20 protein-coding genes are annotated in these 24,637 nt (G+C 70.4%); 5 read left to right on the top strand and 15 right to left on the bottom strand.

The genetic code is table 11. The annotated features are described in order from the left end of the window. The first annotated feature begins 95 nt into the window (after window positions 1-95). Window positions 96-1,118, top strand: a complete 1,023-nt coding sequence (locus JEQ17_RS41710) for a DNA-directed RNA polymerase subunit alpha (RefSeq protein ID WP_200400102.1) — start codon at window positions 96-98, stop codon at window positions 1,116-1,118. A 112-nt stretch (window positions 1,119-1,230) separates the two neighbouring features. Here the strand turns inward: JEQ17_RS41710 and JEQ17_RS41705 are convergent, their stop codons facing one another. After that, on the bottom strand, window positions 1,231-2,307 hold the full coding sequence (locus JEQ17_RS41705; protein WP_200400101.1) for a CU044_5270 family protein: 1,077 nt from the start codon (window positions 2,305-2,307) through the stop codon (window positions 1,231-1,233). Beyond that, a complete protein-coding gene (locus tag JEQ17_RS41700; RefSeq protein ID WP_200400100.1) occupies window positions 2,304-3,059 on the bottom strand; it encodes an RNA polymerase sigma factor in 756 nt (251 codons plus the stop codon). The genes JEQ17_RS41705 and JEQ17_RS41700 overlap by 4 nt, the downstream gene beginning before the upstream one ends. A gap of 263 nt (window positions 3,060-3,322) precedes the next feature. Between JEQ17_RS41700 and pgm the strand changes: the two genes are divergently transcribed. Then, window positions 3,323-4,963 carry a phosphoglucomutase (alpha-D-glucose-1,6-bisphosphate-dependent) gene (pgm, locus tag JEQ17_RS41695; RefSeq protein ID WP_200400099.1) on the top strand — a complete coding sequence of 547 codons (1,641 nt, stop codon included), beginning with the start codon at window positions 3,323-3,325 and terminating at the stop codon, window positions 4,961-4,963. A gap of 682 nt (window positions 4,964-5,645) precedes the next feature. Here pgm and JEQ17_RS41690 read toward each other — a convergent pair. From JEQ17_RS41690 to JEQ17_RS41665, 6 genes are all read right to left on the bottom strand, one after another. After that, a complete protein-coding gene (locus JEQ17_RS41690; RefSeq protein ID WP_200400098.1) occupies window positions 5,646-6,752 on the bottom strand; it encodes a glycoside hydrolase family 43 protein in 1,107 nt (368 codons plus the stop codon). 381 nt (window positions 6,753-7,133) lie between these two features. Beyond that, window positions 7,134-8,075, bottom strand: coding sequence for a TIGR03619 family F420-dependent LLM class oxidoreductase (locus JEQ17_RS41685; RefSeq protein ID WP_200400097.1), 942 nt, complete (start codon window positions 8,073-8,075; stop codon window positions 7,134-7,136). Between the two features lie 95 nt (window positions 8,076-8,170). Next, window positions 8,171-9,868, bottom strand: coding sequence for an amidohydrolase (locus JEQ17_RS41680; RefSeq protein WP_200400096.1), 1,698 nt, complete (start codon window positions 9,866-9,868; stop codon window positions 8,171-8,173). Between the two features lie 23 nt (window positions 9,869-9,891). After that, window positions 9,892-10,890, bottom strand: a complete 999-nt coding sequence (locus tag JEQ17_RS41675) for an ABC transporter permease (protein WP_200400095.1) — start codon at window positions 10,888-10,890, stop codon at window positions 9,892-9,894. Next, a complete protein-coding gene (locus JEQ17_RS41670; protein WP_200400094.1) occupies window positions 10,887-12,437 on the bottom strand; it encodes a sugar ABC transporter ATP-binding protein in 1,551 nt (516 codons plus the stop codon). Before JEQ17_RS41670 ends, JEQ17_RS41675 begins: the two co-directional genes overlap by 4 nt. Before the next feature lie 9 nt (window positions 12,438-12,446). Continuing rightward, window positions 12,447-13,481, bottom strand: coding sequence for a sugar ABC transporter substrate-binding protein (locus JEQ17_RS41665; protein WP_200400093.1), 1,035 nt, complete (start codon window positions 13,479-13,481; stop codon window positions 12,447-12,449). A 240-nt stretch (window positions 13,482-13,721) separates the two neighbouring features. On the opposite strand from JEQ17_RS41665, the gene JEQ17_RS41660 reads away from it, so the two are divergent. Further along, on the top strand, window positions 13,722-14,759 hold the full coding sequence (locus JEQ17_RS41660; protein WP_200400092.1) for a helix-turn-helix transcriptional regulator: 1,038 nt from the start codon (window positions 13,722-13,724) through the stop codon (window positions 14,757-14,759). A gap of 71 nt (window positions 14,760-14,830) precedes the next feature. Beyond that, window positions 14,831-15,403, top strand: a complete 573-nt coding sequence (locus JEQ17_RS41655) for a MarR family winged helix-turn-helix transcriptional regulator (RefSeq protein WP_200401988.1) — start codon at window positions 14,831-14,833, stop codon at window positions 15,401-15,403. 126 nt (window positions 15,404-15,529) lie between these two features. Here the strand turns inward: JEQ17_RS41655 and JEQ17_RS41650 are convergent, their stop codons facing one another. Further along, the gene (locus tag JEQ17_RS41650) at window positions 15,530-16,252 is read right to left on the bottom strand and encodes a gamma-glutamyl-gamma-aminobutyrate hydrolase family protein (protein WP_234048563.1); all 723 of its coding nucleotides are present in this window, start codon (window positions 16,250-16,252) and stop codon (window positions 15,530-15,532) included. After that, window positions 16,249-17,739, bottom strand: coding sequence for an aldehyde dehydrogenase (locus JEQ17_RS41645; RefSeq protein ID WP_200400091.1), 1,491 nt, complete (start codon window positions 17,737-17,739; stop codon window positions 16,249-16,251). The genes JEQ17_RS41650 and JEQ17_RS41645 overlap by 4 nt, the downstream gene beginning before the upstream one ends. 117 nt (window positions 17,740-17,856) lie before the next feature. Here JEQ17_RS41645 and JEQ17_RS41640 point away from each other — a divergent pair, with 117 nt between their 5' ends. Then, window positions 17,857-18,567: a type 1 glutamine amidotransferase gene (locus JEQ17_RS41640; protein ID WP_200400090.1), complete on the top strand. Its 711-nt coding sequence runs from the start codon at window positions 17,857-17,859 to the stop codon at window positions 18,565-18,567. Between the two features lie 247 nt (window positions 18,568-18,814). Here JEQ17_RS41640 and JEQ17_RS41635 read toward each other — a convergent pair whose 3' ends face one another. From JEQ17_RS41635 to JEQ17_RS41615, 5 genes are all read right to left on the bottom strand, one after another. Continuing rightward, window positions 18,815-20,272: an APC family permease gene (locus JEQ17_RS41635; protein ID WP_200400089.1), complete on the bottom strand. Its 1,458-nt coding sequence runs from the start codon at window positions 20,270-20,272 to the stop codon at window positions 18,815-18,817. A 202-nt stretch (window positions 20,273-20,474) separates the two neighbouring features. Next, window positions 20,475-21,101, bottom strand: coding sequence for a TetR/AcrR family transcriptional regulator (locus tag JEQ17_RS41630; RefSeq protein WP_200400088.1), 627 nt, complete (start codon window positions 21,099-21,101; stop codon window positions 20,475-20,477). 170 nt (window positions 21,102-21,271) lie between these two features. Next, window positions 21,272-22,117, bottom strand: coding sequence for a fumarylacetoacetate hydrolase family protein (locus JEQ17_RS41625; protein WP_200400087.1), 846 nt, complete (start codon window positions 22,115-22,117; stop codon window positions 21,272-21,274). A 20-nt stretch (window positions 22,118-22,137) separates the two neighbouring features. Then, window positions 22,138-23,073 carry a 3,4-dihydroxyphenylacetate 2,3-dioxygenase gene (locus JEQ17_RS41620; protein WP_200400086.1) on the bottom strand — a complete coding sequence of 312 codons (936 nt, stop codon included), beginning with the start codon at window positions 23,071-23,073 and terminating at the stop codon, window positions 22,138-22,140. Next, window positions 23,066-24,526: an aldehyde dehydrogenase gene (locus JEQ17_RS41615; protein ID WP_200400085.1), complete on the bottom strand. Its 1,461-nt coding sequence runs from the start codon at window positions 24,524-24,526 to the stop codon at window positions 23,066-23,068. The genes JEQ17_RS41620 and JEQ17_RS41615 overlap by 8 nt, the downstream gene beginning before the upstream one ends. Between the last annotated feature and the right edge of the window lie 111 nt (window positions 24,527-24,637).

The raw sequence follows: 24,637 nt of genomic DNA, 5'->3' as shown, positions 1-24,637 counted from the left end.
GCCTCCGGTGAGACCGGAACGCCCGGAACGCCCGTACCCTTCGAGGTGTCTACGGCGTCACATAGCGGGCGCCAAACTACTGGAGGCAACACCTCGTGCTCATTGCTCAGCGTCCGTCCCTGACCGAAGAGGTCGTCGACGAGTTCCGCTCCCGGTTCGTGATCGAGCCGCTGGAGCCGGGCTTCGGCTACACCCTCGGCAACTCGCTCCGCCGCACGCTCCTCTCGTCGATCCCCGGCGCTGCTGTCACCAGCCTCCGCATCGACGGTGTCCTGCACGAGTTCACCACCGTGCCGGGCGTCAAGGAGGACGTCACCGACCTGATCCTCAACATCAAGCAGCTCGTCGTCTCCTCGGAGCACGACGAGCCGGTCGTGATGTACCTGCGCAAGCAGGGCCCGGGTCTGGTCACCGCCGCCGACATCGCGCCCCCGGCCGGTGTCGAGGTCCACAACCCCGACCTCGTCCTCGCCACGCTGAACGGCAAGGGCAAGCTGGAGATGGAGCTGACCGTCGAGCGCGGTCGCGGCTACGTCTCCGCCGTGCAGAACAAGCAGGTCGGCCAGGAGATCGGGCGTATCCCGGTCGACTCGATCTACTCGCCGGTCCTCAAGGTCACCTACAAGGTCGAGGCCACGCGTGTCGAGCAGCGCACCGACTTCGACAAGCTGATCGTCGACGTCGAGACCAAGCAGGCCATGCTTCCGCGTGACGCCATGGCGTCGGCCGGCAAGACCCTGGTCGAGCTGTTCGGTCTGGCGCGTGAGCTCAACATCGACGCCGAGGGCATCGACATGGGCCCGTCCCCGACGGACGCCGCCCTCGCCGCCGACCTGGTGCTGCCGATCGAGGAGCTCGACCTCACCGTCCGCTCCTACAACTGCCTCAAGCGCGAGGGCGTCCACTCCGTGGGCGAGCTCGTGGCCCGCTCCGAGGCCGACCTCCTGGACATCCGCAACTTCGGTGCGAAGTCCATCGACGAGGTCAAGGCGAAGCTGGCCGGCATGGGCCTGGGCCTCAAGGACAGCCCGCCCGGATTCGACCCCACCGCCGCCGCCGACGCCTTCGGCGCGGACGACGACGCGGACGCGGGTTTCGTGGAGACCGAGCAGTACTGATCCCCGCGCCACGACCGGATCACGGGGGATCCGGGTGAACAGTGGAGCCGGTTGAATACGAGCCGGCACGCCAGAGGGCGTCCGCCGCGGCGGGCGCCCTCTGGTGATTCACTCAGGACGAGCTGCCCGGCACCTCACCCGTCCTGTCCGCGACACCAACCTCCATGAGCGCCGCATCGGTTGTTCCGAGGTGGACGAGGCTGGACGGGTCGAAGACCCAGGCGTAACCCTTTGGGGCCCCTTCGAACGTAAGACCGACGCCCGCCCGTCCCGCGGCATCCTCGACGTGGTCCACGACGCGCACGCCCGGAAGCTTGGCCATGGCGCGGTAGATCGCGGCGCTGAGGTCTGGCAGCAGGGTGGCCTCGTCGATGATGGCGCCGAGGTTCTCGACGACGACTTCCGTGAGGCGACTCGCTGCCACGTTCCCGGCGTCGCCGGAGAGCTTCTTCAGCAGCGCGTCGGGATCGGTGGGCAGAGCCTGGAGCTGCCGGAAGTCCAGATAACCGGCACCGCTCATGGTCATCACGTCCTTGTGGGAAGGGTCGGGCTCGCCCGTCGAGGACAGCCCGACGGACTTCCTCAGACCGTCCCGCCCGCCGTCCACCGCATCCCACTGCTCTCGTCGGACATTGCCCTCGTACGCCATCGGAGCGGGCGTGAAGAGCCCCTTGGTGTCCTTCGGGGGCGTCGCGGGCCAGCCCAACTCGTCCGACGACCCCTGCAACCTGGTGTAGACATACTGGTCGTCGCGCACCGTGACCGCCGGGCGGGCGGCCGCCGCGAGCGCGATCCGGTCCAGCAACTGTGTGGCCGCCTTCCGATGGTCGTCCGCGGTGACATCTGCGGCAGATGTTCCGCCCCGGTCGTCCTGTGCGCTGTCGACCGCCACCACGCCCAGGCCCACGACGGCGGCCAGTGCCAGTGGGGCGGCGACGAGAACGAGGCGCCGCACGGGGCGTCGGCGTTCGGGGCTCCAGCGTGCGGGGATCGCGGGTGAGACGCTCGGCGAGGTGTTCGTCGCGCCCGACTGCTCGCGGGCGCTCTCGTGGGTGATGTGCTCCATCAGATTGTCCCTCAGTACGCGATGGCGGTCCTGCGCAAGCACCGGGCGGCCCGGCGCGGGCAGCAACTCGGCCAGATCCTGGTGGTCGACCGGCTGATCGCGTCGTCGCGGGTTGGTGTTCATCGCTTCTTCTCCTGCGTGGACCGAGCCGTCTGTTGGCGGCTGCCCGGTAACTGTCCGACCACGGCCGGGCGTTGCACTCGGCTCTGCCCTGTGCCGGCTTCTGTGGCGTGGTTGTCGGCCGTGTTGTTGGTGCCGTCGGTGCTGGTGGTGCGGCCGGGGCCGTTGGCGCGGTCGGGGCCGTTGTCACCGCCGGTGCTCGTGGCGCCGCCGTCGAGTTCGAGTTCGGTGAGCTTGCGCAGGCGTTTTCTCGCGCGCGAGAGGCGGGCCCGTACGGTGCCGACGGCCACGCCCAGGGCCTCGGCCGCCGTGGCGGCGTCCAGGCCCTCCCACACACAGAGCGTGAACACCTCGCGCTCCCCGCGGCGCATCGTGCTCAACGCCCTGTGCGCGGCGGCCAGTTCCTCGGTGTCGGCAAGGCGCTGTGTCACCTCGTCGGCGAAGTCCGGCACGGGGTCGGGAGGCGGGACTCTGCTGAGCGCGGCCTGGTGTCTTCGTGCCGCCCGCGCGGTGTTGCGCGCGACGTTCGTCGCGATCCCCAGCAGCCAGGGGCGCAGGCTGTCGTCACCAGGAAGCACCCGCTCGCGCAGCCGCCAGGCCTCCAGGAAGGTCAGCGACACGATGTCGTCGGCCATGACCCAGTTGCCGGTCGTCCGCACGGCATGCCGGTGGACCACCGAGGCGTGCTCGTCGAAGAGTTGCCTGAACGCATCCGGATCCCCGGCTCGCACCCGGGCCCGTAGTGAAATCTCCACACTCCTCCCTGTCCTCGGCGGGGACCGCGCTGCGGTGATCCGCGTCACACGGCCTACCCGCCCCGCCCCCGCACCGCCCCGCCTCGCCTCGCCTCGCCTCGCCGGACAAGCCATGACCGGGCTCGGGCAAGCTCGTCGCGAACCCGCATCGCCGTGCCCGCCGGACGCATGTCACCACGGCCGCCCGGTGCGCGTCACCACGGGCCGGGCAGGGGAGAATGAGCGCCGTACCCAACGGTCGACTCATGCGGAGGAGCGGGCACATGCAGAACGCGCGAGCGGGGCAGGTCGCCGGGCCCGAGGACCTCATCGATGTGGCCCGCCTGGTCACGGCGTACTACGCGCTGCACCCCGACCCGGCCGATCCCGGGCAGCGGGTGGCGTTCGGTACCTCGGGACACCGCGGCTCGGCCCTCGCGACGGCATTCAACGAGGACCACATCGCGGCCACCAGCCAGGCCATCTGCGAGTACCGCGCCGCCCAGGGCACCGACGGCCCCCTCTTCCTCGGCGCCGACACCCACGCACTGTCCGAGCCCGCGCGGATCACGGCGCTGGAGGTGTTCGCCGCCAACGACGTGACCGTCCTCATCGACCAGACCGACGGTTACACACCCACCCCGGCCGTCTCGCACGCCATCCTCACCCACAACCGCAACCGCACCTCGGCGCTCGCCGACGGCGTGGTGGTCACGCCCTCGCACAACCCGCCCGCCGACGGCGGCTTCAAGTACAACCCGCCGAACGGCGGCCCCGCGGGCTCCGAGGCGACCTCCTGGATCCAGGACCGCGCCAACGAGATCATCACCGGCGGCCTGAAGGACGTACGGCGCATCCCCTACGCCCGCGCCCTGGCCGCACCCGGCACCGGCCGGTACGACTTCCTCGGCACCTATGTCGCCGACCTGCCGAACGTGCTGGACCTGGACGCGATCCGGGCCGCCGGAGTGCGCATCGGCGCCGATCCGCTGGGCGGCGCCTCGGTCGCGTACTGGGGCCGCATCGCCGACGAGCACCGCCTCGACCTGACGGTGGTGAACCCGCTCACCGACCCCACCTGGCGCTTCATGACGCTGGACTGGGACGGCAAGATCCGCATGGACTGCTCCTCGCCGTACGCCATGGCCTCGCTCATCGAGCAGCGGGACCGCTTCGACATCTCGACCGGCAACGACGCCGACGCCGACCGGCACGGCATCGTCACGCCGGACGGGGGCCTGATGAACCCCAACCACTATCTGGCCGTGGCGATTTCATACTTGTTCTCGCACCGGGAGCAGTGGCCCGCGGGCGCCGGGATCGGCAAGACCCTGGTGTCGTCGAGCATGATCGACCGGGTGGCGGCGGACGTCGGTAGGCAACTGGTCGAAGTCCCGGTCGGCTTCAAGTGGTTCGTGGACGGCCTGTCCGACGGCACGCTCGGCTTCGGCGGCGAGGAGTCGGCGGGCGCGTCCTTCCTGCGCCGCGACGGCTCGGTGTGGACCACCGACAAGGACGGCATCATCCTGGCCCTGCTCGCCTCCGAGATCACGGCGGTCACGGGCAGGACCCCGTCGCAGCACTACGCGCAACTCACCGACCGCTTCGGCGCCCCGGCCTACGCACGCGTCGACGCCCCGGCCTCCCGCGAGGAGAAGGCCCTGCTCGCCAAGCTGTCCCCGAGCCAGGTCACCGCCGACACCCTCGCCGGCGAACCGGTCACCACGGTCCTCACCGAGGCCCCCGGCAACGGCGCGGCCCTCGGCGGCATCAAGGTCGCCACCACCAACGCCTGGTTCGCCGCCCGCCCTTCGGGCACCGAGGACGTCTACAAGATCTACGGCGAGTCCTTCCTCGGCCCGGACCACCTGCACCAAGTCCAGGAGGAGGCCAGGTCCGTGGTACTGGCGGCACTCAACGCCTGACGCGGACGAGATCGTCATGACGGCGCTGATCGCGGCCTGAGCCGCGATCGGCGGCACGTCGTCCGCACCGAAGGAGACACGAGGTCGTCGTACCGGTCGCCGGCTGTGAGCCGGGTCCAGTCCGGCAAAAGGGGGCTGCCGTCCGGTCCTGCGTCGAGTGCCAGTACGGCGTCGTCCGCGTGCGGAGCGGTCACCACCGGCACCGGCCGGCCACGCTCGATCTCCTCGTTCCCGCTGTCGACGCGGATGCCCACGGTGGCGAAACCGGGTGTCGGTCCCCTGGGCGGCGGTGACCGGCCGCTCCGTCTCCGTGCCCGCCTTGACGGTGACGCCCCTGTTCCTCTTCATGGACCTGCGCGGACTGGTCCTGCCCCGGGACCGGCTCGTGGACGTGCCGGCGCGGCAGCGGCCGCAGAAGAAGCCGGCCGACAGAGCGGCAGATGAACTTCGGCACGATGGCCGGGTGGCGCGCATACTTCGCCCACTCGTCGGCCGTCTCTGCCCGGGACGGTGCAGCCGAGGGCGCCTGCGAGGCCATGGACGCCGAGTGCGCCCGCCACCCGGCCCGGCGGACCGGCATTCCGTGCAGTCGATGCCGGCTCCCACTCCCCGAACGCAGCGGCGAGACCGATCGCGCTCGCTGCGCCGAGGAAACGCGGTCGAGGGAGCCCGGCCACGGTTCTCATTCGAAGAACTTGAGGCTGTACCCGATGTCGGTGGTGGCGCCGGGGACGTTGGCCCGGCGATACGTGGTGCTGCCCCACCAGACGGCAGTGCCGGTGTACCAGTAGCGGTTGGACCACGAGTACGGCGTGCCCTTGGCGACCGCATGGAACATGGTCGGGAACCGGTTGCCGGACGGCGGGCCGGCGGCGACGTCACCGCGCGGCAGGACGAACGTGTGGTGGCCGGGACCGTCGACGTTCAGCGTGGGATGCCAGCCCGACATCATGGACGAGGCATGCGAGCCGAACAGGCAGCCGTTGCTCTTGTACCAGTCCCACACGTACGTGGGATCGCCACCGGCTCGCAGCCGCAGGTCGGCGATGCAGTACTGGCTGCTCCAACTGCCGTTCGCGGAGTACACGATGTGCAGCTGCCCGTTGGGGTCGACGATCGGCTGGGGCGCCTCGTTGATGTACGGGTTGCCTACGACCCGTTCCCACGGCTCACGCGGCTGCGATACGACGTAACGGCCGCCGGTGGTCGTGGTGGGACTGCTCATCCGGGCGATGTACAGGTTCTGCTCGACGTTGGTGTCGCCGGACCAGCCGGACCACACGAACCAGCGCTGGCCGCCGAATGTGAAGGGCGCCCCGTCGATGGCCCACTTGTCACCGGGCAGGGCGACCTTGGTGGCGGCGGAGTAGCCGGTGCCCGGGCTGGCCGAGCTGATGTGGTACATGCGGTGGGCCGCACCCGTGCCGGCGGCGAAGTAGATGCGGTAGTTGCCGTCGTGGTGCACGATCTCCGGGGCCCAGACCTCGCCGAGGCCGCCTGTGTCCCGCCACACCTGCTGCTTGGGTGCGGTGGCGATCCCCTCAAGGGTGGAAGCCGACCGCACCGCGATACCGCCGTCCACGGACTTGGCGGAGACATAGAGGTCGCCGACCTTGATGACGCTCGGGTCGGCGCCGCCGAGGAGGGTGCGACCGAGCGTGGACGGCTGGTCGTCCGCCACTGCGGTGACGGCTTCGGCGGGTCCGGCGGTGGTCACAACTTGCCCGAAGGCAAGGGTGCCAACAAGTCCGAGCGAAACGATGCCGACGAGCCAGCGGGTGAGAGACAACAGGTCCTCCTGATCATGTCCGCGTCAGAGAGCGCTCTCAGATGGTCTCCATGCGGTGAGCCGCCGTCAATACGAGGGGCAACCCGACGTCCTTCGTCGCCATGTCGTTGGATGTGACCTTGCGGATGCCGACTCTGTTGATCCGAAACTCAAAAGGTTGTGTTCAAGGGTGTAGCGAACGCGCGGGACACCGAAGCAGCCGCGGATGACGTGCGGTTGGCGTTGGCGGCGGCAGAAGAACCTGCGGGTTCCGGCGGCGAGTTGAGCCTGGTCTCGGCCCCTGCGGCGCGCACTGGGCAGAACACCTCTCAGCCCACGGACCGAAACACCTCGCAGCAGTGGCCACCGAGGTCAACGGCCGCCCGCGCGAAACGCTCGACATCAAGCGGTCGGAGCATTCACGCGGCGCATCACGTCTCGGCAGAACGCTCCGATCGCGTCCGGGTCGTCGATGAACTGGTTCGGCTTGACGCAGAACGTCGTGAAGCCCTGTTCCAGTTGTTCCGGGATGCTCGCGAGCGCCGCGCCGAGGTCCGCCGTGGAGTGGTCGTCGGGAAACACGGCCTGGGTGCCGCCGATCATCTCCATCTCGGCGACATCCCGGCCTGCCGCGGCCATGGCGTCCTTGAGCACCTGTAGGTCCTGCGGCGTCGGCCGGCCCAGCGGGTGGAAGCCGTGGCCGTACCGTACGAGCCGGCGCAGGACGGGGCCGTTGAGGCGCTGGCCGCCGAACCACAGCCTCGGGCCCTCGGGACGGAAGGCCTTGGGCTCGAAGTAGACGTCCCGGAACGGGTAGTGCTCGCTCTCGTGGGAAATCGGTGATGGTCCCCAGGCCTTCGCCCAGACGTCGAGGTGCTCGTCGAGCAGGCGCCCGCGCCGGCCGAAGGGGACGCCGAGAGCGTCGTACTCGTCCTTGCTCCAGCTGACCGTCGGCTGCACCAGCAGCCGCCCCTCGCTGATCAGATCGAGAGTGCCCAGTTCGCGGGCCATGAGCAGAGGATGACGCAGGGGCGCCAGCACCGCGGCGGCGGCCAGGCGCAGGCGTTCGGTGACGGAGGCGATGGCGGACAGCAGGAGCAGTGAATTGGGCCAGGGGGTGTAGGGGTCCTGGTTCCCCGGGAGGGCGTAGTCCCGGGGGTTGCCCATGATGCCGTCGGCGGCCGCGTCGGGGCCCAGCACGACGTGTTCGCTGACCATGACGGAGTCGAAGCCGGCGTCCTCGGCCTCGCGGGCCCACCGTACGGCGGCGGGCAGGTCGGCCCGGCCGCCGGTCAGGGTCCAGTTCTCGCTCAGGACCAGCAGCATGCGTGGCGTGTCGGTCATCGTGAGCATCCTTCGCTTGCGCCGGTGGTGACAGACCGGCATGTATTTTGACCCCAAACGTGTCAGGGAGGGGCTGGCAGCCTGGGCCGGGGAGATCAGCGCTCGTGGACGACGTGCCCGTCGAACACCGTCAGGTCCACCTGCGCGTCCGTGATCGAGTGCGGGTCCAGGTCCAGCAGCGGGCGGTCCATTACGCACAGGTCCGCGACCTTGCCGACCTCGATGGACCCCTTCCAGCCCTCGGCGAAGTCCTGCCGGGCCGGATTGATCGTGTAGGCGCGCACGGCCTCGGCGAACGACACACACTGCTCGGGCCCGCTCGGCCGACCGCTGGCCTTCGACTCCCGCAGCATCATCGCGGCCACTCCCTGCCGCCAGTCGGGCTCGGTGATCGGTGCGTCGGAGCTGGCGCAGACCGTGACTCCGGCCTCGACGGCGGACCGTACGGGCCACTGGTAGGCGGAGCGGTCGGGGCCGACGACCTCGTCCATCAGGTCGGAGATGGTCCACTTGATGGCGGGGTTCATGTTGACGCCGTAGCCGTGCGCGGCGAGCTTGGCGAGGCCGGCCGCGCCGACGAAGTCGCCGTGGATGACGTAGTGCCGGGCATCCGGGCGCGGTGCAGCCGCGTTCGCCGCGAGGAAGGCGTCGACCACCGTGTCGATGGCCAGGTCGCCGGTGACGTGCACCCCGAGTTGGAAGCCGGCCTCGTGGGCGACGCGGATCATCTCGGACAACTCGTCGCTCCGGAGCCCGGGGGTGTCGCCGTGCACGCACAGCGCACCATTGCCGCCGTCGGTGTACGGCTCGCTCATCCAGGCCGTGCCGTTGGGCGGCACCCCGTCGGCGAAGATCTTGACACCGATGGCGTTCAGGAGGCGCGGGTCCGCGGACTCGGGGCGCCGCAGCTCGGCCAGACCCTTGCGCACGTCGTCGGCCGAGCCGCCGATCGGCGCGGGCAGCAGCAGGACGCTGACCCGGCACCGGAGTTCACCGCTCGCGGCGAGGTCGGCGTAGGCGATCCAGTTGTCGGTGCTCAACCCGCCGAAGAGGGACGTGTCCCCGCCCGGGCCGAGGCCCGGTTCGGTGTAGCTGGTGATGCCGCGTGAGTGGAGCTCACGCACCACACCCTGGATGGCGCGGCGGCGTTGACCGGCGTCGGGAGAGGGCAGTTCGGCCTGTACGAGTTCCTGGGCGGCCTCGCGAAGGATACCGGTGGGCTCCCCCGCGGAGTCGGTGTCGATGACGCCGCCGGGGGGCGGCACGCTTGCCGCGTCGATGCCGCACAGGCGCAGCGCGGCGCTGTTGACCCACACGAGATGCGAGGAGAAGTGGGTCAGACAGACCGGGTTCCGCGGTGCGACCGCGTCCAGGTCGCGGCGGTGCGGGAAGCGGTCCGGGTCTGCCAGGCACTCCGCCAGATACCCGGTGTCCCAGCCCAGCCCGATGATCCACTCGCCGGGCCGGGCCGCGCCTGCTGCCCTCTCCACGGCAGCGGTGATGTCGGCGATGGACCCGACCGACGGGTGGCCGACGTCGAGGGCGAACGGCGGCTTCGTCATGCCGTACGCGGCCCCGTGCAGATGGGAGTCGTTGATGCCCGGCAGGACGGTCCGGCCGTCGAGTTCGACGACCCGGGTGCCGGGCCCTGCCAGGGCGCGCATCTCGGCGTCGCTGCCGACGGCGACGATGTCCCGGCCGCGTACGGCGACGCCCTCGGCCACACCGAAGTCGGCGTCCACGGTGAGGACCTGACCGCCGGTCAGGATGAGGGAGGGGGCGTTGTCGTTCACGTGAGTCCTCTCGGAGTGGGGGGTCACCGCGTCAGCCGCGGGCCGAAGTAGGCGAGTGCCGCGCCTGCCACCAGGGCGGTTCCCTGGGCCATCTGCTGCCAGAACGTCGGCACGCTCAGCAGTGTCAGTCCGTTCTGCAGACAACCCAGGAAGAGCACGCCGAGCAGCACACCGAAGACGGAACCGGAGCCACCGGTGAGCGCGACGCCACCGAGCAGTACGGCGGTGAGTACGGTCAGTTCGAAACCCGCGCCGGAGGTCCCGGCGACCACGCTGTCCAGCACCGACGCCTTGATCGCCCCGGCGAGGGCCGCCGCCACGCCCGTGACGACGAACAGCGCGAAGGGCGTCCGGCGGATGTTGATGCCGGAGAGGTAGGCGGCCTCCCGGTTGACGCCGATGGCGAAGACGTGCCGCCCGGCCGGGGTGAGCGCCAGGAACAGCGCACCCGCCACGAGGACGAGCGCGGCGATGACGACCGGCGCGTCGATCCCGGCGATCCGCGATCCGCCGAGCCAGGCGAACCCGGACCCGAAGCTGCTCAGCGGCAGTGGGAAGAGCTGCTGTGCCAGTCCGCGCACCGCTGTCAGCATGCCCAGCGTCACGATGAAGGCGGACAGCCCCAGGTAGCAGCAGAGGATGCCGTTCACGGCGCCCACCGCCGCACCCACGGCCAGCGCGCCGAGCACGGCGACGAGGGGCGGCTGGTGCTGCTGTCCGGCGAGCCAGCCGGCCACGAGTCCGCCGACGGCGAGCGTGGAGCCGACCGAGAGATCGAGGTAGCCGCTGATGACCAACAAGGCCAGTGGCACGGCCACGATGGCGAGGGTGGCCGCGTCGATGGCGATCCCGCTCAGGTTGCCGGGGTCGAGGAAGCTGCCGGTCGTCAGCTGGAAGACCAGCACCATGAGGGCGAGGACGACGAGCAGGGGATTGCGCCGCACCGAGTTCAGGCCGCCCGCGGCCAGGGCGCGCGGACGCGGTGTCAGGCGGTTGGTCGGGGCCGTGGTCGCGGTGGTCATGCCGCTCCTTCCGAGGTCGTGGAGGCGGTGTCGTCGGCGTCGTGGACGGCCGACAGCAGGGCGGCTTCGGTAAGTTCGGCGCCGCTCAGTTCGCCCACGATCCGGCCCGCGGAGACGATCAGACAGCGGTGGGCGAGCGCGACGACCTCCTCCGGGTCGCTGGAGGCGAACAGCACGGCGGTGCCCCGCTGTTCGGCGAGCGCCGAGACGATCTGGTAGATCTCCTGCCGGGCGCCGACGTCGACACCCTGGGTGGGCTCGTCGAGGAGCAGGACGTCGACGCCCCGAGCCTCGTTGATCCACCGGCCCAGGACGAGCTTCTGCTGGTTGCCGCCGGAGAAGGCGGCCGCCGGCAGTCGCGGCCGGGCGGGGCGCAGCCCGACCGCCCGGGACATCGCGTCGAAGACCCGCCGTTCGGCGCCCAGCGCCCGTAGCCCGTACCGGGCGAGCGGACGGATCGTCGGCAGGAGCGCGTTGTCCTGGGCGCTCAGCACCGGGAACAGACCCTGTCTGCGCCGGTCCGCCGGTACGAGGGCGATCCCCGCGGCCAGCGCGTCCGCGGGACGTGCGGGCGTGACGACCCGCTCCCCCACCCGTACCGTGCCGCCCAAGGCGCGGCGTCCGCCGAAGAGGGTCTCCAGGATGCGTGTGCGGCCTGAGCCGATCAGCCCGTACAGTCCGACGATCTCGCCCTCGCCGACGCCGATCTCCACGGGACCGAACCCGGGACCTCGGAGCCCGTCCGCCGTGAGTCGGGGAACGCGCGGAACTGCGGGGGCGCTGTCGGCCGGCTTGTCCTCCGCCGTGCCGGGCGGAGCGGGTTCCGGCCGACCGACGATGGCGTCGACCAACTCACTCCGCGTGTACCCCGACACGGTCGAGTGGTGGGCGACCCGGCCGTCGCGCAACACCGTCACCGCGTCCGCCAGCCGTTCCACCTCGGCGAGCAGATGGGTGACGTAGACGATGGCCAGACCCTGGGTGCGCAGGTCCTCGACCCGTTCGGCCAGGGCGCCGCTCTCGGCCCCGGACAGGGCGGCGGTGGGTTCGTCCAGGACCAGCACCGAGGCGCTGCGGCTGAGGGCCTTGGCGATCTCCACCAACTGCCTTTGTCCCATGGGCAGTTCGGCCACCCGGTCACGCGGCGAACAGCTCGCCGCGACCCGTTCAAGCAGACCGGCCGCCACTTCCTCCTGGGCGCGGCGGTGAACGGTCCCGTACCGGGTCCACTCCTGGCCGAGGAAGATGTTCTCGGCCACCGTCAGGGAGTCGACGACGCTGAGCGACTGGAAGATGATCGCCACGCCCGCGGCGATCGACTCGCGCGGACTCAGCCGCGCATGGGAGATCCCACCCACTTCGATCGTGCCCGCGTCCGGCGGAAAGGCGCCGCCCAGGCACTTGATCAAGGTGGACTTGCCGGCGCCGTTGTGGCCCAGGAGAGCGTGCACCTGACCGGCGGGGACGGTGAGATCCACGCCGTCCAGGGCCCTGACGCCGCCGAAGGACTTGCTCAGCCCTCGTATCCGGAGATTCGGATCCGTCATGGCGGGCGCCTAGGAGTTCTGCGCGAGCAGGTCGTCGATCGTCGCGGTGTCGCCGCGCCCGACGAGCGTGATCGGCACCTGGACACTGGGATTCGCCTTTCCGGCGGCAACCGCGAGGGGCACGTCGACGACGGCGTTCGCGATGTCCTTCGGGGCCAGTGCGGCCGAGGCACGGTAGAACGTGCCCTGCTTGATGGCGAGGAGGGAGGGGGCCGCGCCGTCCTGTCCGCCGACGAAGGTCTTCGCGTCGGTCGCCTTCCGGCCCGTCTGCTGCAGCGCCTTGAACCCGCCGTACGCGGCGGCGTCCGTGACCCCGAGGATGAGATTGAGGTCGGGATGCTTGGCGAGGACGGCACGGGACTTCGACAGCCCCGTGTCGGGGTCGATGGCCTGCTCCCGGGCAACCACATCGACACCGGGCGCGTTCTTGGTGAAGGCGTCGATCATGCCCTTGGTCCGCTCGCGGCCGAGCTGGATCGTGCCGTCGGTGAGGAAGGCGACCTTGCCCTTTCCGCCGAGCTGCTCGTTGGCCCACTTCGCGGCGGCCTCCCCGAGCAGCGTGCCGCCCTCGAGGAAGCTGAACTGGATGTCCGCGCTCTGGTGTTCGAGCGACCCGCCGTACGTCACCCAGATCAGCCCCGCGTCCAACGCCCTCTTGGCCATCGCCTCGGTGGCCTCGAAAACCATCGGGAACGACACGATGGCCGGCATCTTCTGAGTGATCCACGTGGTGAGGTTGGTGGCCTGGGTGTCGGGGTTGCCCGCGTCGCTCGTGGTCAGCAGGGAGACGTCATGCTTCTTCGCGGCGGCCGTGGAGAGTTTCACGAGCGTCGAGTAGAGCGGGAGCTGGGTGAAGGGGTAGTCCAGGCCGATCCTGGTGAGGGTTTTCGACCCCTCCGACGCGTCGGCGGCGTCGGCCGTGCTCGCGCCGTCGTCCGGGGCGGAACAACCCGCGGCGGCCAGCGCGGTAGCGGCGAGAGCACCGCCGGAGAGAGCCAGGAACTGCCGGCGCGAGGCCGGGGAAGAGTACGGGGATCTGGTCATGGCGGGACTCTCCGTGAGGATGCGGCCCGAAACGGCTGCGTCGGGCATCCGGCTGTGGCGCTCAGGAAAGACCCAGTCGTCCCGGCCCCGCCATCCGTAGAAATACCGACTGTCGGAGAGGCCGGGCACTGACCAGCGGGAACTCGGTTGCGAAATGGTGAACGGCTTGTCCGGCCCACCCGAAGCCCATATCGTTAGGAGCCAAACGACATCCGTGGTCGTGGCTTCCCGGAGGCCCTCATGGTCAGCCACCATCAGCTCGCGGCAGCGACCCGCATCGGAATGCTCACCCGCGAACGCGACACCGCTTCGGCCTGCACCCAGGCGCTGCAGGAACTCCGCCGCGCCCTGCCCCTCGACGCCGCCACTCTGCTCGCGATCGATCCGATCACCGGAGCACATCTGCAGGTCGCGGGCATCGGCTACTCACCCACGACGTCCGAGTCGCTGGCCGCCGAGTTCGTCTCGACCCCGTGGTACGCCAATGTCGTACGGCAGACACTCCCGCCGTCCATCACCGAGGACGCCGAGGACACGGCGTCCGTCGGGCAGCGTTTCCGCAACGGCTGGTTCTACGCCGAGCGGGTTCGGCCGGCCGGGTTCCGCGACGCGCTCACCGGCGCCCTGCGCCACCACGGCCGTCTGGTCGGCCTGGTCAACGTGTCCGTCGAGGGACCGGGCACGTACGACACGGAGGCGCGACACCTGCTCGCCTCGATCCTGCCCGCGCTGGGCGCCCTCGCCGACCCGACGGCCCACACCGGTGACCTGCACGACCTTCCGGCGGCCGCGGGAGCGAACCTCGTCACGGCCGAGGGCGTCATCGACCTCCCGGACCGGCACCCCGCCGAGGTTCTGGCCGACGACGAATTCCGCCGTCTGGTGAGCGCGTTCACCGACTCGGGCGGCCTTCGGCTGCGGGTCCTGTGGCCGGTCGGCCAAGGCTGGAACCGTGTGACGCTGCGCCGGTGCACCACGGGATCGCCGATCGTACGAAGTGCGGTCCTCGTGTCCGAGACGCCCACGCAACTGCCGTACGGCCTCAGTCCGCGCGAATTGGAAGTGCTCACGCGGGCCGCCAGGGGCCAGACCAACCAGGCCGTCGCGCAGGCGCTGTTCCTGTCCCCGCGGACGGTTCACAGCCACATCGAGCACCTGCTCCGCAAGACGGGCTGTGCCTCACGGGCCGAAGCCACGGCCCTCGCCGTACGCGACGGTGTGCTGAGGCCCACCCCGCGGGACGTGGAGCACTTCGTCGAGCGGTTGCCCGCCGACTGAGAAGACCGAATCCCCCCGCCTTGTTCTCGCTCTCGTACAATTTGGCTCCGAACGATCAAAGGAGCATGCCTGTGCCCGGCCACCGGTCCATCACCGAAGCGGAGAAGCTGGCAGCGGCGAAGCTCGGAGGGGCACCGATCCACCGCGAGCAGATGGCGGTGGTCGCCAACATCTACCGCGCCGCGTCGGCCGTCCGTCAGCACCTGGAGAACTCGGTGCTGCGCGGCGCCGATCTGACCTGGACGGCGTTCGTCGTGCTGTGGGTGGTGTGGATCTGGGGCGAGTCGGAGACCCGGCACATCGCGGAGGAGGCGGGGATCTCCAAGGGGACGCTCACCGGGGTGTCCCGGACGCTGGAGGGGCGTGGGCTGGTCAAGAGGACCGGTCACCCCTCCGACGGCAGGCTGGTGCTGCTGAGTCTCACCGAGGAGGGCGAGGCGCTGATGCAGCGGCTGTTCCCGGAGTTCAACCAGGAGGAGGCATTCGTCGCCTCACGGCTCAGCGACAAGGAGTGCCAGGATGTCGCGGAAGGGCTGCGACAGGTCGTGCGGCAGGTCGAGGAGCACGGCGAGGAGCGTCGCCTGACCCTGCTCGACGGCGCCAAGCCGACACAGCGCCGCAGCGGGCGGCGCGCGAAGGGCTGAGGGCCCGGCGCGGAAGGACCGCGAGGAGTTCCGGCGACTCGGCGGGGTGCGTGAGCCCTGGTCGAGCTCGCGCGGCAGAGTCGTGTCGGTCCGTCCGGCCTCGGGGTTCACCTCGCGGTGGCGGGGTCAGTGCCTGTCGCGGGCGGCTCGTACCAGCGCGTCGAAGAGGCCCTGTGCGGCGGGGTCTTCATGAGCGGTGTCCTCCGGGTGCCACTGGACGGCGGTGAACCATCCGTGGAGACCCGGGTGTTCGAGTCCCTCGACTGTTCCGTCGGCGGCACGCGCGCTGACGGTGAGTCCCGCCCCGAGGCGGTCCACCCGCTGATGGTGGTAGCAGGACGCCTCCGTCTTCTCCACGCCGGTGGCCCGCTCCAGCAGGGTGCCGGGTCGGATCGCCACCGGATGCACGACGTGACGGTGTTCGCGCTCGGGGCCGCCCATGTCCTGTTCGAGGGTGCCGCCCAGGGCGACGTTGACGACCTGAAGGCCGCGGCAGACCGCCAGCACGGGCAGGCCCATGTCGAGTGCCCGGCGGGCGACTTCGAGGTCGAACGCGTCCTGGAGGTCGTCGACGTCGTACACGCTGGCGTGGACACCTCGCGCGCCGTAGTGGCGCGGGGCGAGGTCTCCGCCGCCGGGGAGCAGGATGCCGTCGAAGCGGGCCAGGCGGGACGCGACGTCCCCGGACGCGGGGTGGATGCTCGCCGGTTCGCCGCCGGCCCGCCAGACGGCCTCGATCAGAGCGCGGGCGTTGACCTCGGCGGCGTACCGCAGCGCGGAAGTCGTCGCGGAGAAGCGGGCGGGGACGGCGATCAGGGGACGTGCAGGGGTGACAGGAGTACGGGTCACAGCTGGATCCAGGTGGTCTTGAGCTCGGTGTACTTCTCCAGGGCGTGGGCGGACTTGTCCCGCCCGTTGCCCGACTGCTTCATGCCGCCGAAGGGGACGGTCAGGTCGCCCTCCTCGTAGCAGTTGACCCACACCGTGCCCGCCCGCAACGCCCGGGAGACCTTGTGGGCGGTGGACAGGTCCGAGGTCCACAGGCCGGCGGCGAGGCCGTACTCGGTGGCGTTGGCCAGCCGTACCGCCTCGTCCAGATCGTCGAAGGCGAGCACGGACAGCACCGGGCCGAAGATCTCCTCGCGGGCCAGCCGCATACCGGGGTCGACGTGGTCGAAGACGGTCGGCTCCAGGTAGCTGCCGCCGGTGTCGGCAAGGGTGCGGGAGCCGCCCGTGAGCAGACGGGCGCCCTCGGCCAGACCTGTACCGATGTGGTCCTGTACGCGCCCCAGGTGGTCCTCGCCGACCAGGGCACCCATCTCGGTGGCGGGGTCGAGCGGGTCGCCGATGCGCAGCTCGCGGGCGCGCCGGACGATCGTCTCCGTGACGCGGTCGGCGATCGAGGAGTGGACCAGCAGCCGGGAGGGGGCGGTGCACATCTCGCCCTGGTTGAAGAAGATGCCCCAGGCGGCGGTGGCGGCGGCCTTCTCCAGGTCGGGGGCGTCCGGGAGGATGATGTTGGGCGACTTGCCGCCCAACTCCAGCCAGACGCGCTTGAGGTTGGAGTCGGCGGCGTAGTGCAGGAAGTGGCGTCCGACGGCCGTGGAGCCGGTGAAGGCCAGGACGTCGACGTCGGGGTGGAGGCCCAACGCCCGCCCCGCCACGGGCCCGTTGCCGTTGACCACGTTGAGTATGCCAGGGGGAAGCCCGGCCTCGGTCGCGATCCGGCCGAGGAGCAGCGCGGACAGGGGCGAGTTCTCCGACGGTTTCAGTACGACCGTGCAGCCCGCGGCCAGCGCCGGGGCGACCTTCCAACCCGCCAACGTCAGCGGGAAGTTCCAGGGAACGACCGCGCCGACCACCCCGGCCGGCTCCCGGGTGATCAGGGCGAGCGAGTCAGGGGCGGTGTGCGGGGACTCGTCCGTCAGCTTGTCCGCCAACTGCCCGTACCAGCGGAAGGTGTTGACGAGGGCGCGCAGTTCGATCCCGTACGCGTCCGTGATGGGCTTGCCCATCTCCAGGCTGACGGTGAGCGCCAGTTCCTCGCGTCGTTCCTGGAGCGCGTCGGCCATCCGCAGCAGCGCCCGACCTCGCTCGGCAGGCGCCAGGCGCGGCCACGGACCGGTGTCGAAGGCACGACGGGCCGCGGCCACGGCCGCCCCCACCTCGGCGGTGCCCCCGTCGGCGACCTGGGTCAGCACCTGGCCGTCGCGGGGCGAGACGGCGGCGAAGACCGCCCCGCCACCGCCCTCGTCGGCGCCGTCGATGTGATGGGCACCGGACAGGTCCAGCGACTTGGCGCGGCGCTGCCACTCCTCGTGGGTGACGTCCAGCATGCGGGGACCTCCTGGAGGTTATTTGAATCCAAACGATAGGATGTCCGTGGAGCGCTCGCAAGCGCCCAACCGAATCGATCCGGCAGGTCCGCGGGCCCCGGGGAAAGGAACGACACCGTGCGCGCACTCGTCCTTCAGCACGACCATGTGACGGCACCCGGGCTGGTCGGGGCCAGGCTCATGGAACGCGGATACGACCTCACCGTTCTGACCGTCGTACCCGAGCACCGCCACCGGGCTCCGGACGTGACGTTCGACTTCCCCGAGGCCGACGGCTGGGACCTGGTCGTGTCACTCGGCGCCCCGTGGTCGGTGTACGACGAGACCTCCGTCGGCAGCTGGATAGGCGGGGAGCTGGCGCTGCTGCGCAAGGCCCACCACCTCGGCATCCCGGTCCTCGGCGTCTGCTTCGGCGCCCAGGCGCTGACCACGGCGCTCGGGGGGTCGGTCGAGGCGTCGCCGCGCCCCGAGATCGGCTGGGTCGAGGTTGACACGGACGATCCTTCCCTGGTGGGGACCGGCCCCTGGTTCCAGTGGCACTACGACCGCTGTGTCCCGCCGCCCGGAGCCGTGGAGGTGGCCCGCAACGCCGTGTGCGTGCAGGCGTTCAGGGTCGGCCGCAGCCTGGGGGTGCAGTTCCACCCGGAGGTCACCACGGCGATAGTGCGTGACTGGCTCGACCTCGGCGGCGCGGAGCAATGTGTGCGACACGGTGCCGATCCCGGCGAACTGCTCTCCAGGAGCCGGGAGTTCGAGCCGACGGCCCGGGCCAACGCCCGCCACCTGGTCGACGCGTTCCTCGACCGGGTGGCGGCCGCGGCCGACTGAACGCCTGGGCCGAGCAGTGGGCGCGGTCGGCTGAACGCCCGGGCCGAGTGGCGGGCGTGGTCCGCTGAACTCCCGGGCCGCGGTCCACTGAACACCCGGGCCGAGTGGCAGCCTCGGCCGACTGAAGGCCCGGGCCGAGTGGCAGGCGCAGTCTGCTGAGCGCCTGGGCCGAGTGGCGGGCGCGTCCACTGAACGCCCGGGCCGAGTGGCGGGCGTGGTCGACCGACGGCCACGCCCGCCTGCCGCGTCAGCCGTCGGCCGGCGCCCTGCGGCGGGTCAGCCGTGCCGTCACCACTCCCAGGACCAGAACTGCCGGAACGGTCAGCTCCAGCCAGATCGCGGTGCTCTGCTCGCCGCCGATGAGCGTGGTGAAGTTCTCCAGGATCAGCCAGATCGCCCCGGCGATACCGAGCGCACCGAGGGCCGGCGCGATCAGCGTGTTCCACGGCCGGGTGTCCAGCCGCTCGCGGCGGAAGAAGGCGACCACGGAGAGCGAGGTGAGCAGGTACAGCAGCATGATCCCCAGGACGGCCACTCCGCTGCCCCAGGAGAACAGGGCGAGGACCGGGTCCTTGCCGGCCAGCGCGAAGGGGACGACCAGGACGACCGCGATGGCCGTCTGGACCCAGCCGGCCACGGAGGGCGAGTGCCGGCGGTTGATCGTCGACAGCCTGCGGGGCAGCAGCCCGTCGCGGCTGAGCGAGAACAGATAGCGGTTGGCGGAGTTGTGGAAGGCGAGGATGCCGGCGAAGAGGGAGGTGGCCAGCAGGATGGGCAGAACATCGTTCACCCAGGTGCCGAACAGGTCGGCGATCGGCGCGAAGACGAAAGCCGTCGAGTCGCCGCCCTCCAGAGCCTTGCCCGCGGCATCGGTGGCCTGCGAGGCACCGTACGAGGAGATCAGCATCCAGGACGCGAACGCGAAGAAGCCGGTGACGAGGGCGACAGCCAGATACGTGGCCCGCGGCACTGTCTTGCGCGGTTCACGCGCCTCCTCGCCGTAGATAGCGGTGGCCTCGAAGCCGATCATCGACGCCACGGCGAACATCAGCGCCACACCCGGCGCCCCGTCGAGGGCCGCACCCGGCGAGAACGACTGAGCGACACCGAGCCCCTCGGGCCCACCCCCCTTGAAGAGGGTGACCAGCGCGAAGACCGCCAGGATGCTGAACTCCGCCAGCACGAAGACCGCCAGCACCCTCGCGCCCATCTCGATGCCCACGGCGCCCAGCACCTGGACGATCGCCATGGTGACCACGGCACACACCCACCAGGGCACGTCCGCACCCGTGTGGTGCTCCAGCAGACCACTCACGGTGGCGCCGTAGAGGCCGTACATGGCGGCCTGGATCGCGCAGTAGGCGAACAGCGCGATCCCCGCGCTGCCCGCCCCGAGGTACCTGCCGAGGCCCTTGCCGATGTACGTGTAGAAGGCGCCGGCGTCCACGACGTGCCGCCCCATGGCCACGAAGCCGACCGAGAACAGCAGGACGATCACACCGGCCGCGAGATAGGCGGCGGGAGCGCCGGCGCCGTTGCCGATGGCCACGGCGATGGGCACCGCGCCCGCGACACCGGTGAGCGGCGCCTGCGCCGAGAGGACGAAGAAGAGGATGCCCATGACGCCGAGCGAGTTGGGCTTGAGCTTGCCTGCGGTGGAGGCGTCGGGCGCGGTCTGGTTCGCAACCGCCGTCTGACTGTCCACTCGGATCACCTGCCAGGGAGAAGAGGGAATCGTTTCAGGCCAAACGAGTTGCCTCATAGTGGGGTGGAACTATCCGTTTGACAAGGGGCCGCGCAGAGATTCCCGGGCACCTCCCGGTTCCTTACGGGGCCGTAACCGCCGCGCAACGCCAGTGCCCCCGGACGACGGACGTCCAGGGCCACGGAACGCTCAGGTCAGCGGGTCAGACGTCGTCTCCCGGAGTGCCGTGCCCGGCGGCGACGAGCAGCCGGAGCAGGGTGCGCAGTTCCTCGATCGCGGCATCGGTGGTCTCGGGCTCGCCGAAGACGAGCTGGTGCAGCACAAGACCGTCCAGGGCCGCGAAGACGAGCCGGGTCAGCGGGCGGCCGGCGCCGTCGGGCAGCATGCGGGCCAGCTCACGCCCACTGGCGTCGAAGTACTCGTCGTACAGCGCGCGCAGGTGCGGCAGCAGCTCGGGGCGGCGCCGGGACTCCAGCAGCAGCTCGTACTGGAAGGCCTGTATGTCCGGATCGGCGGTGACCATGTCGGACACCCCCACCGAGAAGTCCGCGACCTTGCCGGTGCCCGGCTCCAGAGCGCTGGTGTTCAGCGAGGTGCGGATCGCGTGTGCGAGCGCCTCCTCGATCAGCGCGTCACGGGAGCCGAAGTGGTGGACCACGAGGCCGTGGGTGGTCCCCGCCTCCTGCGCGACCGCCCGGTAGGTGAGCTTGCGCAGTCCGCCCTGCGCCACGACCCGTACGGCGGCGTTGAGCAGAGCCTCCCGGCCCTCCCCGTAGTTCATGCGCCGGCGCGGCTCGCGGCCATCAGGAGTCTCGGCGGATTCGGTCATGGCTGCGACCCTACCCGGCCGCTTTCACGGCCAGGCATGCGCCGGAGCGGCCCGTCGGACCGGTCGGGGACGGGGTGCGGACAGCCCGCACCGGGGGCCGCCTTGACCTTGACCTTGACCTTGGCCTTGGCCTTGGCCGGTCCCGGTGCGGGGCCGTCTCGTGGACGGCATCAGCGCCTGGGCGACCTGATGCCGCGGAACTCCCAGTCGCCGCCGAGCGCGGTGGACAGCACCTCCTCGGACTCCGTGGGCTGGGCACCGACGTCGGTACGGATGGGGGTCGGCCCGGTGACGATGTGGTTCATCAGCCGTCCGAGGCCCTCGACCTCGACCTCGACGACATCGCCCGGCTGGACGGGCCGGGAGTTGGCGGGCGTGCCGGAGAGCAGCACATCGCCCGGGTGGAGAGTGATCGTGCGGGCGATGTCGGCGACAAGGTAGTGCATGTCCCACTCCATCTCGTCGGTCGAACCGTCCTGCACCACCTCGCCGTTGACGTACGTCCGCAGGTACTTGCCGTGGAAGTCCCAGTCGGTGACCAGGCCGGGGCCGAGCGGGCACAGCGTGTCGGAGCCCTTCACGCGGAGCATCGAACCGGCGTCGGTGTCCCGGAAGTCGTGCAGGCCGTAGTCGTTGGCGACGGTGTAGCCCGCGATGTACTCCCCCGCCTCGGCCTGGGAGATGTTGCGCGCGGTCCTGCCGATGACGATGGCGACCTCGCCCTCGTAGTTGAGCCACTTGCAGCCCTCGGGGCGGACGATCGCACCCTTGTGGGAGTTGAGAGAGGAGGTCGGCTTGTGGAAGTACGTGGGCGTCGGGGTGAGCCGGATCCCGAACTCCTCCACGCGGCTGCGGTGGTTGAGGTGCACGGCGATCACCTTGGAGGGCACGACCGGGGGCAGGTGCTGCGCCTCCTCGGTCTTCACGCGGCGGCCGTCTCCGGCGACGAGTTCGTCACCCTCGACGGTGACCTGGACGGCGGCGCCGTCGAGGAGGATGCGGCGGTACTCGGGCATGACAGGGCTCCTGGATACGACTAGACGCGACTGTGAGGGTTGCGCGGGGACGGGTCTGCGGGCAGGCCGGTGCCGGTCCAGCCGTCGGCCGGACGGTCGAACCACAGATGCACCTGACCGGTGCCGATCGAGTTCTCGTACTCCCCGTACTGGCGGGCCTTGGCGATGCACGCCCGCTCGCCCAGGGCGCCGGCCATCATCAGGTAGTGGAAGAACTTCGCCTCGGGCTTGTACTTCCAGAACTCCGGCATGGTGTCGAGGACCTTGTCGTGGCGGCCGTCCTTGAACCAGGCGATGCGCTCGTGGTCCGCCTCCCGCGCTTCCGGGGTGAAGATGTGCACCGGGTCGCCGGCCTCGTGGTCGCGCAGTTCACGCAGCGGCCAGAAGGTGTGGGAAAGGGCGCCGGAGGCGATGACCAGTACGCGGCGCCCGGGGGTCGCGGCGATGCCGTCCGCGAGGGCTCGGCCGAGGCGCAGGTGGTCCTCCATGTCGCCGGTCTGGCAGACCCCGATGGTCACCCACCGCTTGTCGGGCAGCCCCTCCCCCAGGAACTTCCATAGGTTGGTGGTGGCGTAGTAGATCGGCAGGTAGTCGTCGTCGATCGCGGTGATCCAGGTGCCGTGCTTGTCTGCGAACTTCTCTATGTTGCGGGCGAGTTCGGGGTCGCCGGGAAAGTCGTACGGCATCCGGCACATGCCGCGCGGCAGCTCTTCGGAGGTGAACAGGCCGGCCCGGCGCTGCTGGGCGGTCACGACGAACTCGACCGTCGTCGCCCAGTGCGAGTCGAGGACGACCACGGTGTCGTAATCGTCACGTTCGAAGACGTCCTGGCGGAGTTGCCGGAGCCCGGTGACGAGGGTGATCTCCTTGCCCTCGTTGAGTTCCAGCCGGTCCTCCTCCGGGAGCACGATGGTGGGGACATGGGCGAGGAGGCCCGCCCCGACGATCTCACCCATGGTTCTTCCATCCGTTCGGTGCGGTGACCGTGTTCTTGACGTCGCAGTAGAAGTCGAAGCTCCAGGTGCCGCCCTCGCGGCCCACGCCGGAGTGGCGGGAGCCACCGAAAGGTGCCTGAAGGTCGCGTACGAAGAAGCAGTTGACCCAGACCGTGCCCGCGACGAGCTGTGCGGTGACGCGTTCGGCGCGCTCGGGGTCGCCGGTGGCGAGGGTGGCGGCCAGACCGAAGCGGGTGTCGTTGGCGAGACGGACGGCTTCCTCGTCGGTGCTGAAGGTCTGCAGGGTCAGGACCGGGCCGAAGACCTCCTCCTGCACGATCTCCGAGTCCTGGGCGACATCGGTGAGCAGGGTCGGTGCGTAGTACTGGGTGTCCTCGCGGTGTCCGCCGATGACCGCACGGGCTCCGGCCGCGAGCGCCCGCTGCACGAAGGCGTCGATCTTCTCCAGCTGGCGGGGGTGGATATTGGGCCCGATGTCGGTGCTCTCGTGGCGCGGGTCGCCCTGTGTGAGCGTCGCGGCCTTCTCGACGAACCGGCGCGTGAACTCCTCGGCGACCGGCTCCTCGACGAGGATGCGGGTGGCGGCGAGGCACACCTGCCCGGCGTTGTCGTACTGCTCGACAGCGAGGTCCACGGCGAGATCGAGGTCGGCGTCGGCGAAGACCAACAGCGGTGACTTGCCGCCCAGTTCGAGGCTGAGCGGGGTGAGGTTCGCGGCCGCCGACCCGGCGATGCGCCGGGCCGTCGGCACCGATCCGGTGAAGCTGATCCGCCGTACGTCCGGGTGCGAGGTGAGGGCGTCGCCGATCTCCGAGCCGTAGCCCTGGACAACGTTGAGGACGCCGGCGGGAAGCCCGGCCTCGGCCGCGATGTCGGCGAGCAGGGAGGCGGTCAGCGGGGACCACTCGGCGGGCTTGAGGACGACCGTGTTGCCGGCCGCCAGGGCGGGGGCGACCTTCCAGGTGGCCAGCATCAGGGGCGCGTTCCACGGGGTGATCAGCACGGAAGGGCCCGCCGGGTCCCAGCTCACATGATTCGTGTGACCGCGGGTCTCGAAGTCCTCGTGCTCCAGTTTCAGCAGCCAGTCGGCGAAGAAGCGGAAGTTGTGGGCGACACGGGGCATCACACCCCGACGGTGCGAGCGCAGCAGCGCGCCGTTGTCGTTGGTCTCGACGATCGCCAGCTCCTCGATCCGCTTCTCGACTCCGTCGGCTACGGCGTGGAGGATGCGGGCCCGTTCGGTGCGGGAGGTAGCGGCCCAGGCGGGGAAGGCCGCCTTCGCGGCGGCAATGGCGGCGGAGGCTTCGGCGGGTCCGCCGCGCGCGATTTCACCAAGGGGACGGCCGTCGATGGGTGAGTTGTCGGTGAAGGTGGCGGCGGATGCGACGCGTTGCCCGCCAATCCAATGCCGGGTGTCGACGGAAACACCGGCGACGACGATTTTGTCAGCCACGAGAAAGGCTCCGATCAAAGAAGTTGGGGCGAACCGACCTGCTTTCAGGGGCACGGGGCTGTGACATTTGCGGCTCCGCCGCGGGGCGCGACAAGCCACGACACGCCCGCA

Source organism: Streptomyces liliifuscus (assembly GCF_016598615.1).
GTDB classification, from domain to species: Bacteria; Actinomycetota; Actinomycetes; order Streptomycetales; family Streptomycetaceae; genus Streptomyces; species Streptomyces liliifuscus.
This window is presented reverse-complemented; position numbering and strand designations above follow the sequence as displayed.